Source organism: Clostridium puniceum, assembly GCF_002006345.1.
Classification (GTDB): domain Bacteria; phylum Bacillota; class Clostridia; order Clostridiales; family Clostridiaceae; genus Clostridium; species Clostridium puniceum.
The window spans coordinates 95,161-109,021 of sequence record NZ_LZZM01000022.1 but is presented as its reverse complement, the minus strand read 5'-3'; the positions used below and the strand labels follow the sequence as shown (position 1 = coordinate 109,021).

Genomic DNA, 13,861 nt, shown 5'->3' with positions numbered 1-13,861 from the left:
GGATTATTGTTGAGCATCTCCTAATTATGTTTTTAATAGAAATTTTAGAAGGTTTCACTATTAATTTTCCACTGTATTTCTTAAATGTCCAGCCAAGAAAGTCAAACCCTTTATCGATATGTGTAATGTTGATGATATAAAATTTAATATAGAGGAAAGTTGGAAGTCAGTTAGTATAAAGGAAAGAGGTAATAAAGCAAAAATTAAAAAGTGCAATGAAAAGAATGTAAAAAAATCTAACAAAGCATTAGTTATGGAAAGGCAAATACAAGATATAGATGATAAGTTTATAGAGTTAATAAGTAAATATAAACAGGAGATAATTAAAATTTACTATGATGAATATGAGTTTTTGACAGTAATTTTAAAGTGCTCTCAATTCAAAGAGTTATTAGGTTCAAAATATATGCCATCATGTGTTGTTGGAATCACTTTTAATCAAAATAGTAATATGGTAGTTTTACAATTTAACAATTATGAGAACTTAGACGAGAAATATAAAAAAAATATAAAGAAATATATGAGTTGTTGGATATAAATAAGTTAAATTTAGATATGGATTATGGGAAAAAGGTTCTTAGCATAGAAATGAATAACATTGAAAAAAAGTATATGTCTTATATAGACAATAAATGTGAGATAGCATTAGTGAGAATTAAAGATAATTTTGAGATAAGTATTCCTATTGATGTAATAACTAAATTATTTGGTGGTTTAGAATTTGTGTATAGGCTACCTTTTGCGTTGGGGCTAAAATATAAAGATAACAAAAGCATATTGTTGATACATTACGAACCTATAAGATATAATGATATACTTAATCAAGAATTGAAAGAAAAATTTAAATACCAATATTATTTTAAAATCACTAATTAAGAGGATTTACTAGAGTATCTATTATATAAAGAGCGGATTCCCAATAAAATGTTTTCTGGATATAAGGAGTATGATGAAGAGGTTGGATTCTTTTATCAAACTATGGAATCAGTTTTAAAGGTTGATATTAGTAAAAGTATTATTCGTGATGAATTGTACAAAAACTCGAAAGAATATAAAGAATTAGATGGAATTATTAATATTGGATAGAAGTTGAGAAAGAATATTGACAAAATATAGAATATACCCTTATAATTAAACCGATGGTCGGTTTAATTATAAGGGGGTTTTATGTCAAGAACAAATAAGAATTTTGATAACAAAAGAAATGAATTACTGGAATTAATATGGGATATATTTATTTCAAATGGCTATGAAAATACTACACTTGCATTTATAATTCATTCACTAAATATTTCAAAAGGTGCATTTTATCATTATTTTAATTCAAAGGAAGAATGTGCAAATGCGGCTATAGAAATGAAGGTTAAACATTGGATTAGTCAAATAAGCAAAGAAGATACAAAAAAAATAAGGGCTGATGAAAGACTTAAGAAAATTATTTTAATAGGTAGTAGAATTGCTAAAGATAATAGTAAACAGAATGAAAAGATGCATTCTTCGTCAAATATAATATTTCATCAAAAGTTGATGGTAAATATAATTAAACAATTTTCACCTATTTATGCTGAAATAATATGCCAAGGAGTTGAAGATGGAATTTTTAATGTAAAATATCCCTTTGAAACGGCAGAAATGATTTTAACACTTTCTAATTTTTATTTAGATGTAAATTTATTTGAGTGGGACTTAGAAAAAATGGTTTCAAAAGTTATTGCATTTGAGGAAATTCTTACATGCACTTTGGGTATGAAAGAAAATATATTTAATTTTATTAGTAGGTCATTTAAATTGGAGGATAAGTAATGAAAATTTTAATAGTAGGAACAGGGGTAATAGGAACACTTTATGGACATGCTCTTTCAAAATACCACGAAGTTATACATTTTGTTCGTGAAGATAAACTTAAGATTATGAATGAAAGAAATATACTTTATGATATTATTGATGAACGTGAAAAAGAAGAAAATATGTATACAACTGGAGAGTACACATACAAATGTATATCTAGAGTAGATTGTGATTATGATTTGATAATAGTGCCAGTAAATACTTATCAATTAAAAAATATACTAGAAACATTAATAAAGCAAACACCCAATGCTAATTATTTACTATTTACTTTAAATTGGAGTGGAACGGATAAAATTGATAAGTTATTAAAGAAAGAACAATATATTATGGGATATGCTGGAGGCGGAGGAACATTTAAAGGTAATTTGCTTTGGGGTAATGTAGGAAATGATGTTATGTTAGGTGCAGTATATGAAGAGCAAAAGCCATTACTTGATAACGCAATTGAGATGTTTAAAACGTGTGGAATTATACCTGAAATTCCAAGCAATGTACTTCATTGGTTATGGATTCATAATGTAGGAGCAAGTCCAATTGGAGTTGGACTTTCAAAGTACAATGATATTATCAGATATCTAGAAGATGAAGAATTAGTGGAAACTTGCTTTAAAGCAATGAATGAATGTTATAATTTATGTGAAAAAAGGGGTGTTGACTTATCACAATATCCTGAAGTTGAAATGTTCAAAATGTCCTTTTCTAATTTATATCCAATGTTTAAGAAAAACTTTGAGGAAAACTCTATAATGCAACGCTATACAGCTCATGCATTGCTGGCGATCGATGAAATGAATGATAATTTTAAACAAATGTTTGAATTAGGTAAGGAAATAGGAATTGATATGACAAATATGAAAGAACTTATGAAGCTATTATAATATAAGTAAATATTAAAAATTAATGATAAATTAAGATGGAATACTTAGAACAATAAAAGCTTTGGGTATTCCTTTTTTCTATTTAAAGGAGGTAAGTTATATGTAATAAAATTGATATTTTATCGTGTATCAAATATTTTAGGACTAACAATACTATAAATAAATGTGAAGTTTATAAAAAAAGTGAGAGAGTTAGAACTTTAATAGTTACCTGCAACGAATGCTATTAAGACTATTTTTATAGTAAATAATTTATTATTTAGAAATATATATAATAAAATAGTTGAAATCTTCTTTTGATAGTAGTAATATACAAATATAGTACGTATATAGAACTATACTTATATGGTATTATACTTATGTGGGATTATTTTTTGAGGAGGTTTATTTATGGAAAGTAATAAAAATATTTTTAAGGAAAATTCAAAATGAATTTTAATAGGTACGCTGAATTTTATGATGAAAGTGGTGACGGAAAGTTTGTAGCTCCAATGTATGGCGAAATTATTAGTAGGATAATGAGTGAAAGTCCTAGAAAATTATTAGATGTTGGATGTGGTACAGGCAATGTGTTGATGAAGCTTTGTGCAAATGAAGAATTGAGTTTATATGGGCTAGATATCTCGGAAAAAATGATAGAAATGGCTAATAAAAATCTTGAGAATAAGGCTGAGTTAAAAGTTGGTGACTCAGAATATATACCTTGGAAAGAGAATTTTTTTGATGTGGTTGTATGTAATGCATCATTTCATCATTATCCAAATCCTGAAAAAGTTTTATCAGAAATAAAAAGAGTATTAAAAAATAAGGGGATATTAATTATTGGAGAACCAACAGCACCAGTAATTCTTAAACAAATATTAAATCTATTTTGTAAGGTATCTAAGAAAGGTGATTATAGAATATATTCTAAGAAAGAAATTGAAGCACTTCTAGTAAAGTGTGATTTTGAACCATTTGAATTTAAAAAGATTAATTGCAAGAGCTTTGCTATTAATGCTAAAATAAGAACATAAACAGAAATAAATTTTGGAGTGACAATCATGGATAAAGAATGCAAAAGACAAGTAAATGAATTAAATATATTGTGGCATCGTATGTTGGTAGAGTCTAATTATAAAGATATAGAATCAAGATATTCCAATATACAAGGACTTAGTACTAATGAACTAGCTATAATTAGAATTATTTCCGAAAAAGATGAGGTTATTATAAAAGATATTTTAGAAGCATTAAATATTCCTAAAAGTACACTGACTAGTATAATAGATAAATTAGAAAAGCGTAATTTTGTTATTAGAGCTATTAGTAAAAGAGATAGACGCTCTTACAAATTAGAACTTACTGAAAAAGGTAAAGTAGCACAAGATGAGCATATTAAATTTGAAGAAGAAGTTTATGGGAATATAATAATTTCATTAGACACTTATGAAGAGAGGGAAGATTTCTTAAAATTGCTAAGAAAGATTGTAGGGAATATTTCTAGTATATGATAAAAAGAAGAAACTAGAATTAAGTATTAATGATAATTTAATAAAGCTTTAAAAACTATATAGACAATACATTATAAAAGTTTAATTTTAACGTTATAGTAAGAGGCATAGGGGATAAAGTTAACTGATTAATGTTAGGAGTAACTGTTGGAGCTAAACAGTACCTAAAAATTTTTTTGTTATCGTTCTAAAGGGTAGTAGATAGGTGAAAAATCTTGTCTGCTACCTTTGTTTTTTTGACCTAAATTACATAATATAGTAAAATGATAAATAATAAGGAAACTGAGAGGGGTTATAATATGAAATTAGCAAAATATTAAGAAAATTTATTAGTCAAGACTGATAAATTGATGAAATCGACCAATTTAAAATAGGTAGTAACTTATTTGAGAATAAAACAAAGGTATGGGAAACTGAAGAATGGCAAGAAATAAAGGGAAATAAAATTCAACATAAATGTAGTCAATGTGATTCAACAGAAGGATTGAGGTTACAGCATGAGCTAGAGAGAAACGACTAGCCCAAAAGTGTGGTATATATATTTATTTAAAGAGGGATTTTGATGAAAATATATAATTTATACAATTGAGTATAGATATGGAAGGAGATAAAATAGGGTGGATATGATTATAATTTCAATTATTGTGAGTGTTTTTTTTCTATTTAGCATAATTTACTTTTCTGTTAGATTTGCAATAAAACCTTTAATAGATAATTCAAAAAAAAATTTTAATAATGTAGTTAGCAATGAAATTAATTTTGGATTAAAAAATTTACTTGACATAGGAGTTGTTAATGAAAGTGAACTTAAAGAAATAATAAATATTTATAATAAGGAAAAATATAATCCTAAAATTAATAAACAATATGAAAAATATGAAAAAATATTAAAGGAATTGAGAGATATGGGATATTTTACTGATGGGGTTTATAATGACAAATTAAAAGTATTAAAGAAACATTTTAATTAAAACTATTCCTTAAATTTAAGAAATATAGTTTTATGAAATTTATGATTTTTATATTATAAATCAAATTTATGTGAAGGATAATAGATTGAGTTGTTACATTTGTGACAGCTCTTTTCTGTTTTATTAAAGCCTTTAATACAATACCTTGAAAATAAATGTTGTTATAAAATATATGGTTTCTAATTCAATCGATGTAATATATTGGGAGATTGTACATATATATGTTAAACTGTAAAAAGAAAAGGGGGGAGAACTATGAAAAAAATAGTTTCTTTAATAGCTATTTCATGTATAATAGCTACTTGTGTTGCACCAGTGAGTGCATTAGCAACAACTAAAAGTATAAATAATAAACTACTATATATAGGAGCTACTCCTATGGAAAAAATAGTGATTAGCGATGAGGATGGAAGTTCTAAGCAAACAACATTGAACTCGTCAGTTTAAAAAAAGGAATCAACAAATAAAGATGCTAAGAGGGAGGTGATGGACGTACAAAAGTCAACTGATGGAATTAATATAAGTGATGATATGGTAAAAGACGGTCTTATAATAGAATATGATTCAGTTAAAAATAACAAAGAGAATATTAAATTAGCTAAAAAAGTATTAAATACTGGACAACCAGTTGTATTTGTTAGTGATAATATAAGTAAAGAAGATATATGCAATTTACTAGATATTAAAATAGGTTCTAGATTTAAACAAACTGGAGATTCTATTTTAAAAGGAATAAAAGTAGAAAAATATGATGATTCATATCTATTCAATTTTATATTTTGTGATAATAAAGAGAATAATAATAAGTATATGAGAGATTTATCATTATATAGAGGGTATCAATCTACTGAATTAAAAGATTCAGTTCCAAAAATTAAAAAAATAACTGAAATAGGAGACAACTCTCTAAGCTTATCTAATCAAGTTACAACAGGAGCAAGTGTATCTGCTGAAGTTTCAAAAGGAAGTCTTTTGGGAGTATCTACTCCAGTTACAACAGGAGATTATAAGATTGAAGGCGGTGATGGTGCAACATACACATATACTGATGCAACTGTTGAAGTATCAGCTAAAACTTATTATTATAAGCCGGATCGTACTTGGGGATTAAATTATGGGGACTTTACATGTAATTGTAATTTCTCTCAAGTTTATTCAATGTATACTTATGTAGGTGTGCCTGATGATGCTAAAGTAAATGATTATGCTCCTCGTGATGGTAAGAAAGTCTCATCGGGTAGCACAAATGTATCAATTGCAATTGGAGCATTTACAGTTAATTTATCGCCAGATGTATCAACAAAATACAAATTGGATTCTGGTGGAATTGGTTCTGGTCATGTACAGCTAATAGCTAAACAACAAGCATTTGGTGGTGATTATTATAGTGGTAGCGGAGACGTATTAGAAACTCCACAGCTAGTAGAATATAAGAGCCCTAGTCAATCTCAAAATGGAGCTTTCACATTTTCAACATTTGGGCTTTCATATAATCATAATGATGGTTTCAATGTATATTAAATTTTAAGATTATTAAAAAAGAACTTAGTAAGAGTGTACAAGCGTTACTGAGTTCTTTTTATTTTTAGGCAGGAGTATAGAAATATATTCTTGACTTATTTTTTTTCGTTCAGATTGAATTTGACACTCTATAAAAATAAGTATATTATTTTATTAAAGATGACGAATATTTATTTGGGTATAATGTAATATATTTAAGGTGTAAATAAGATTAATTGGAGTATAAATCTAATCCTAGTTCACTTGTCATGTATATGATGCTGGATATGACATTGTTAATGATTTAGATGGAGTTTTAGAACAATTTGATAAAATAATTGGTTTAGATAAACTATTAGCCATACATTTAAATGATAGCATGAATGTATTTGAGAGCCATAAGGATAGACATGCAAAAATTGGAGAAGGCTCTCTTGGTTTAGATGCAATTTCTAATATTATCAATCATCCTAAACTACGTGATTTGCCATTTTTTCTTGAGACACCAAATGAGCTTGAAGGTCACGGAAAAGAAATTGAATTATTAAAAAGTCTTTATAAAACGGATAAATAGAATTGTAAAAAATTAATATAGAAAATACATAGACTATATATGATGTTTTAAGCACATATATAGTCTTTTTTATAATCATAAAAATAAAACAACTTAAATATAATTAAAAATATTGAAAAATAACTTATAATTACTTATAATTGAAGAGAAAATACTTACATAAATGTATTTAATTTTAGGAAGCAGGTGATCAAATGTATCAAGATGAAAGACTTTTAAAAGTATTAGAATATTTAAATGAACATAATTACATGTCTATTCACGATATTTGTCAAATGTTCAATGTATCAAGGGATACTGCACGTCGTGATATTGTAAAACTCATAAATCAGGGAACTGCAATTCGTACTCATGGAGGACTTAGCTTACCTGTTTTAAAAAACACTATTAAAGAATATAGAGAGAGAATTGAAGCTTATTCGGAAGAGAAAAAAAGTATTGCTAAAAGAGCAATAGAATTTATTGAAGAAGGAAAACATTACTTTTTTGATGTATCTACAATAGTAAGTTTTTTAGCAAAAGAGATAAACCAATCTATTTGGGTACTTACTCATTCCCTTGATAATATTGAGATACTTTCAGAAAAGGAAAATGTAGATGTAAATTCTATCGGGGGATATCTTAATAAAAGAAATAGATTCTTTTATAAAGCAGATTATGTAAAGTATTTTGATGGAATAAGATTTGATGTAGCAATACTTGGAGCAGCAGCTATAACAGAAGATGGCATTTATTATGTTGATGAAGAAGATGCTTTAATTAAACAAGCAGCTGTAAAAAAATCTGATATAGTAATTATTCTTGCTGAATATGAGAAATTTAAATGTTTAAGCTATTACAGAGGTGCGAAATGGGAACAAATAGATGTTATTATAACTGATAAAATACCTCCGACTGCTTTTGTAGATATTATAGAGGCATATGATATTAAATTAATTATTACTAAGTAATTATGCAGGATTATTAAGCAATAATAAGGGAAAGAATTATTAAAATAAGAAATTAATTTAGTTCCAGCTAGAATGCCTAAGGGAATAACATTTTTACAAAAGGAACTTGGAATTAAGCAACCAATTATTTGTTACAGTGGAGCTTTGATTCTAGATGAGGATAATAAGACATTAGCTAAAGAAAATATAGATATTTTTAATCTTGAAGAAATATACAAGTTAGCTTGTGATCATAATATACACATTAGCTTATATAAAGATGATGAATGGTATATAGAAGAAATAGATTATTGGGCTAAACAAGAAAGTGATATAACAAATATTATTCCTAGAGTAACAAACTTTAAGGAATTAATAGAAATATGGAAAAATGAAGGGACTGGACCAAATAAAATTTTATGTATGGCAGCTCCAGATAAAATAGATTTATTAAAAAAAGGCACTAAAGCTATTGATTTAAACATATATCCATCAAAACCAACATACGTAGAAATCATGCCAACAAAATCATCAAAAACATCTGCAATTAATATTTTACAAAAGAAATTTAATGTAGATAAATCAGAAATAATAGCAATGGGTGATAATTATAATGATATAGACATGCTCGAATATGCTGGGCTCGGAATAGCTATGGGGAATGCACCAGAAGAGGTTAAAAAGCATGGAAATGATGTGACTTTAACAAATGATAAAGATGAAGTGGCAGCAGCACTAAAAAAATATGTTATTTTATAACCTGAAGATTAATTCTCCATAAATTGCAGAAATTCAAGCAATTTCTCATAGTAATTGCTTGAGTTTCTCTATAATTACTGGAACGGTAAGAATATTTATTGTTTGCTTTAAATTATAGGCAACAAAAATAGAAAATTAAATAATTATGATTCGTTCATTTCATAAAAAGTCTGCATTTTAATAGATTGATTATAATCTCCAAAGCCTTCTCCAAACAATGTGAAGCCTCCAACATTTTTCGTATCTTTAGGAACAGAAAAACGGAAAGAAATAGTGCTGGTGTAATCTAAGTTAAGATCATCAATTGTAGTTTTAGAAATTTGATATCCGCCATCAATAAACGTTCCATTTTTGTTAATTGACAAAGTTTTAAGTCTTCCATACTGATTACAGATTTCAGGCCACCAAGCAGGAGTCAATCTTCCACGTCTAGCACCAAAATCTCCAGGACTTACCCAATAGCCTAAGTTTATATTATTAATAGAAAAATGAATATCAGATGGATAATCTTCATTATAACCAGGGCTTTCAGATGAAATTTCAAAAGAAAGTTGAAGTTCTGTTAATTTTTGACCAGCAGTTAAACGATTTGGTAAATTATATTCTATAAATCCAGTGGTAAACCAAAGAATAGATGCTCCAAAATGCTCTGGAAATAAAAAGTAACGTGGATCATCAAATTCACCGATGATATTATCTTTAGTTGAGATACCACAAGTAGCTGTTATTTGGCAATTAGAATAATAACCTATACCAATTTCATCTTGGTATGAAGAAACATCTATTTTTTTAGGTAATAAATCAATTATCATAATATCATGAAGTGGTTTGCAAATTTTCATAGAACCACGCTTTCCAGACATAGTATGAATTTCTATTAAACCAACTTCTTCTAACTTTTTTATATGAAGCGAGATAGCACTATTAGTTAAATCAAGCATATTAGCTAAGTCATTTAAGTTTTTATCACCATCTTCATATAAAATTTCCATTATTTTAAGACGCATAGGTGCACTTAGTGCTTTAAACATTTCACTGGCAGCTCTCATAGATTCAAAATGTAGCATAAATTTATCCTTTCCGTGTAAATAATAAATGTATCATAGCAGAAAATATAAGGTTTGTAAATCAGCATATATACTCGATTTTAATTTGAAATTAGATATATTTAATAAAGAATTTCAAATTAAATTTAGTTAATTTGGATTTATTGGCAGCTATAATTTTCAGTTAGAAAATTATAGCTTTAAAATATATACACTTAAGTTTTTTAAGCTAAGAATGTCTTTAATACATTAACAACAGCATCTTTATGTTCAGTATTAGAAATTACCACAAGAACATTATCATCATTAGAAAAATGAATATCATTTAAAAGCTTTAAATTCTTAACATGTATGCCGTAAATTCCATTAGTACCATTACTATCAGTCTTTTTTATTAATTCATGATTTGATAAAGGTAGTGTGGAGAATCCATTAAGGGATTCCAAGTTTAAAAACATTTCAGAAGAAAAGTTTTGCTCAAAAAATTCTTTATTTACAATTGCAATATCTATTTGCTGAGCCGCAATATTCACATGTAACTTTTGAGTCATAGCAAGTCCTGCATTTGACTTGTCATCAGTAAATATTGAATCAAAAGTTATAACTGATTTTTTATTATTATTTAATAAGATATCATTAAGTTTGTCTTTTGCAGGAGTCAATTCGTCTGCATTAATTGAATTACCAACATAGGTAATATTACAATATACCTCTTGTCTATTTATTTGAGAAGATATGTAAGAACCTACAAAAAAAATTAGAATTAAAATGCTTAATATATGAAGTTTGTAATAAGTCCATATATAATCCAATTTTTCTTTAAAAGTTTTATTTGCTAGCCCCTCACGCAGGGATATAGTACGATCCATTGAAATTCCTCCTATGTGTTAAACAAAATATTTTTCTTGTGAATTTATATTTAATAGTAATTATATACCTACTAAAGTTTAAATAAAAGGAAAAAGTTAATATAAAAATATATAAAAAAATAGTTTTTATAAACTTTCACAATTATTTAGAAAACGTTTGACTACTATAATAGAAAATGTTATATTATGAATAATTACATTATAAACTTAAATATTAAAGTATTTACTTAAATAAAAGGAGGATATTATGAGCAAATTATTTGTAAATGTACACGATAAAAAAGGAAAGATTAACAAGGAAATCTATGGACACTTTTCAGAACATCTAGGAAGATGTATATACGAAGGATTATATGTAGGTGAAAATTCTAAAATTCCTAATACAAATGGTATGAGAAATGATGTAGTACAAGCATTAAAAGAAATGAAAATACCAGTGCTTCGTTGGCCAGGTGGATGTTTTGCTGATGAATATCATTGGAAAGATGGAATTGGACCAAAGGAAAATCGCAAAAAAATGATTAATACTCACTGGGGGGGAGTAGTAGAAGATAATAGCTTTGGTACTCATGAATTTATGGAATTATGTAGACAGCTTGAATGTGAACCATATATTAATGGAAATGTAGGAAGTGGTACAGTTCAAGAAATGTCTGAATGGGTTGAATACCTAACATTTGAAGGTGTATCTCCAATGGCTGATCTTAGAAAGAAAAATGGTAATGAAGAAGCTTGGAAAGTAAAATATTTTGGTGTTGGTAATGAGAGCTGGGGTTGTGGTGGCAATATGACACCAGAACATTATGCTAATGAATATAGAAGATATCAAACTTTCTGCAGAAATTATGCTGATAATAAACTTTATAAGATAGCTTGTGGAGCTAATGTAGATGACTATAATTGGACTGAAGGTGTGATGAAGGTTGCAGGTAATTTTATGGATGGATTATCTCTTCATTATTACACAATTCCAGGAGAATTTTGGACAGGAAAGGGAGCAGCAACAGGCTTCAATGAAAAAGATTGGTATATAACTCTTAAGAAGACATTAAAAATGGAAGAATTAATTTATAGACATGGTGCTATAATGGATCAATATGACCCAGAAAAGAAAGTTGGATTAATAGTTGATGAATGGGGAACTTGGTTTGATGTTGAAGTAGGTACTAATCCAGGTTTCTTATATCAACAAAATACTATGAGAGATGCACTAGTCGCAGGTATTAACCTAAATATCTTTAACAAAAATTGTGATAGAGTTAAGATGGCAAATATTGCTCAATTAGTAAATGTACTTCAATCTGTTATTTTAACAGAAGGAGAAAAGATGATATTAACTCCAACTTATCATGTATTTAATATGTATAAAAACCATCAAGATGCAACGCTTGTTGAAAGCCATATAGATACTGAAAATATTGGGGTTGAAGAGGAAAATCAAGTTCCTAATTTACATGAATCAGTATCAGTAGATGCAGAAGGTAGAATTAATGTTACTATAAACAATCTATCTATTTCTGATGGTTATGATATTGAAGGTATTTTTATAGAAAAAGAAATTAAAACTGTAAAAGCTACTATTTTAACAAATGAAATGGGTGCTTATAATACTTTTGATGAGCCAGAAATAGTAAAAGCACAAGAATTTAAAGACTTTAAGATTACTGGTAAAGGAATTGACTTTAAGATTCCTAAATGTAGTGTAATTCACTTTGTTATAGAATAATATGAGTCAAAGATTTTGTAGACGATGTTTATTAGATGAGGTTTTTGAAGAAAAAGAATATAAGCATTTGCAGGATTATATTAAAAATTTAGATAAGCACTTTAAAACAGAAGAGGAAGAATATAAGAGAAGACTTGATATATGTAAGGAATGTGATAATTTAATCAATGGAATGTGTAAGATTTGTGGTTGTTTTGTGGAAATGCGAGCTGCTGTTAAGAAGAATTATTGCCCTGATATAGACAAGCATTGGTAGAGAGTAACGTACATTAAAGATAAGTTTCTTATATAAGAGATGAGCATAAAAAAGAAATCAAATATAAAATACTTATAATGTTAAAAATAATAGGAGAGACTAGTATAGGCTTTATTTAAGTCTAGATTAGTCTCTCCTATTGTTTTTGTAATAATTATTTCATAGCCTATATAAGGTATATTGATGTGGTGAATTAAAAAAAATATTTTTATGAATCTTTAATATTAGTTTTTTGTGTCTAAGAATATATGGAATCTAAAACAAAGTGTCTAAAATTATAGAATGGGAGAGATATCTAAAAAGATAAGAATCACAGTGAAATGCCTGTTTTTCAATGTTTAAATCACAATTTATAATTATTATTTATAGTGTCGACAAAAATTGGCATGGCAATTGCTTAATAAATAAGTATACGAAGGATAATATTAAATTAATTTTTGCTTATATATTATTTAAATTTTTAATAGATAAAGAAGGAGATGTACTAAAAGGCAAATTTTAAATTTAAATTAATACCTTTAATATGACAATAAGGTTATAAAGAAAGCGGTGATTTTTAATTTGGATAAAAAAGTTATTCTAGTATCACATGGTAAATTATCAGAAGGTATGATGCATTCTGCTCAAATGATTATTGGGAAAAATGAAACTTTGTCATGTTATGGAATGATGCCTGGTGAACATTATTCAACTATTGTAGATGAAATTGAAGTAGAAGCAAAAGCAAATACTGAAACACAATATGTCATAATTGCAGATTTATTTGGAGGAAGCGTTTGTAATGGATGTACAAGCTTAACAGGTTTACCTAATGTTAAATTAATTAGTGGTATGAATATAGCACTTGTTATTGAAATGGTACTTGCATCTGCTCCAGTAAGTGATGAAATGATTGCAGAAGCAATAGAAAGCTGCAAAGAAGGTATTATAAATGTATCTCAAAACTTTGCAAGCTCGCAAAATAGTAATTCAGATGAAAACTTTTTCTAAAAAGTAAAAAAGGAGAGAT

General features: G+C 27.3%; 15 protein-coding genes and 3 pseudogenes. 16 read left to right on the top strand and 2 right to left on the bottom strand.

Translation table 11 applies throughout. The features are described 5' to 3' along the window. Nucleotides 1-118: 118 nt before the first annotated feature. From CLPUN_RS02190 to CLPUN_RS02135, 13 genes and pseudogenes are all read left to right on the top strand, one after another. Complete coding sequence (locus CLPUN_RS02190; protein ID WP_077845738.1) at nt 119-538, top strand: hypothetical protein; 420 nt, start codon at nt 119-121, stop codon at nt 536-538. Between the two features lie 17 nt (nt 539-555). Further along, nucleotides 556-876, top strand: a complete 321-nt coding sequence (locus CLPUN_RS02185) for a hypothetical protein (protein WP_158078678.1) — start codon at nt 556-558, stop codon at nt 874-876. A gap of 48 nt (nt 877-924) precedes the next feature. Continuing rightward, nucleotides 925-1,086, top strand: a complete 162-nt coding sequence (locus CLPUN_RS27415) for a hypothetical protein (RefSeq protein WP_158078677.1) — start codon at nt 925-927, stop codon at nt 1,084-1,086. Nucleotides 1,087-1,167: 81 nt separating this feature from the next. Continuing rightward, a complete protein-coding gene (locus CLPUN_RS02180) occupies nt 1,168-1,803 on the top strand; it encodes a TetR/AcrR family transcriptional regulator (protein ID WP_077845736.1) in 636 nt (211 codons plus the stop codon). Then, nucleotides 1,803-2,729 carry a ketopantoate reductase family protein gene (locus tag CLPUN_RS02175; RefSeq protein WP_077845735.1) on the top strand — a complete coding sequence of 309 codons (927 nt, stop codon included), beginning with the start codon at nt 1,803-1,805 and terminating at the stop codon, nt 2,727-2,729. The genes CLPUN_RS02180 and CLPUN_RS02175 overlap by 1 nt, the downstream gene beginning before the upstream one ends. Before the next feature lie 390 nt (nt 2,730-3,119). Next, a pseudogene (locus CLPUN_RS02170) lies at nt 3,120-3,745 on the top strand (class I SAM-dependent methyltransferase). Nucleotides 3,746-3,772: 27 nt separating this feature from the next. Next, entirely contained in the window at nt 3,773-4,222 is a 450-nt protein-coding gene (locus tag CLPUN_RS02165) for a MarR family winged helix-turn-helix transcriptional regulator (protein WP_077845734.1), read from the top strand. 617 nt (nt 4,223-4,839) lie between these two features. After that, a complete protein-coding gene (locus CLPUN_RS02160) occupies nt 4,840-5,193 on the top strand; it encodes a hypothetical protein (RefSeq protein WP_077845733.1) in 354 nt (117 codons plus the stop codon). A 255-nt stretch (nt 5,194-5,448) separates the two neighbouring features. Further along, entirely contained in the window at nt 5,449-5,640 is a 192-nt protein-coding gene (locus CLPUN_RS02155) for a hypothetical protein (protein ID WP_077845732.1), read from the top strand. A gap of 39 nt (nt 5,641-5,679) precedes the next feature. Continuing rightward, on the top strand, nt 5,680-6,714 hold the full coding sequence (locus CLPUN_RS02150) for a hypothetical protein (protein WP_077845731.1): 1,035 nt from the start codon (nt 5,680-5,682) through the stop codon (nt 6,712-6,714). A gap of 241 nt (nt 6,715-6,955) precedes the next feature. After that, nucleotides 6,956-7,267: pseudogene (locus CLPUN_RS02145) on the top strand (TIM barrel protein); the annotation flags it as partial. A 194-nt stretch (nt 7,268-7,461) separates the two neighbouring features. Beyond that, on the top strand, nt 7,462-8,217 hold the full coding sequence (locus tag CLPUN_RS02140) for a DeoR/GlpR family DNA-binding transcription regulator (protein WP_077845730.1): 756 nt from the start codon (nt 7,462-7,464) through the stop codon (nt 8,215-8,217). A 57-nt stretch (nt 8,218-8,274) separates the two neighbouring features. Next, nucleotides 8,275-8,955, top strand: a pseudogene (locus CLPUN_RS02135) (Cof-type HAD-IIB family hydrolase); the annotation flags it as partial. Nucleotides 8,956-9,098: 143 nt separating this feature from the next. Here CLPUN_RS02135 and CLPUN_RS02130 read toward each other — a convergent pair. Further along, nucleotides 9,099-10,022: an ArsR/SmtB family transcription factor gene (locus CLPUN_RS02130; RefSeq protein ID WP_077845728.1), complete on the bottom strand. Its 924-nt coding sequence runs from the start codon at nt 10,020-10,022 to the stop codon at nt 9,099-9,101. Between the two features lie 203 nt (nt 10,023-10,225). Continuing rightward, nucleotides 10,226-10,870 (bottom strand): hypothetical protein, encoded by a 645-nt coding sequence (locus CLPUN_RS02125; RefSeq protein ID WP_077845727.1) that lies wholly within the window; start codon nt 10,868-10,870, stop codon nt 10,226-10,228. A gap of 247 nt (nt 10,871-11,117) precedes the next feature. Here CLPUN_RS02125 and CLPUN_RS02120 point away from each other — a divergent pair, with 247 nt between their 5' ends. The 3 genes from CLPUN_RS02120 to CLPUN_RS02110 all read left to right on the top strand — a co-directional run bounded on the left by CLPUN_RS02120 (nt 11,118) and on the right by CLPUN_RS02110 (nt 13,842). Beyond that, nucleotides 11,118-12,596 (top strand): alpha-N-arabinofuranosidase, encoded by a 1,479-nt coding sequence (locus CLPUN_RS02120; protein ID WP_077845726.1) that lies wholly within the window; start codon nt 11,118-11,120, stop codon nt 12,594-12,596. Nucleotide 12,597: 1 nt separating this feature from the next. Further along, a complete protein-coding gene (locus CLPUN_RS02115) occupies nt 12,598-12,852 on the top strand; it encodes a DUF6171 family protein (RefSeq protein ID WP_077845725.1) in 255 nt (84 codons plus the stop codon). Between the two features lie 561 nt (nt 12,853-13,413). Beyond that, nucleotides 13,414-13,842 (top strand): PTS sugar transporter subunit IIA, encoded by a 429-nt coding sequence (locus CLPUN_RS02110; protein ID WP_077845724.1) that lies wholly within the window; start codon nt 13,414-13,416, stop codon nt 13,840-13,842. Nucleotides 13,843-13,861: the final 19 nt, after the last annotated feature.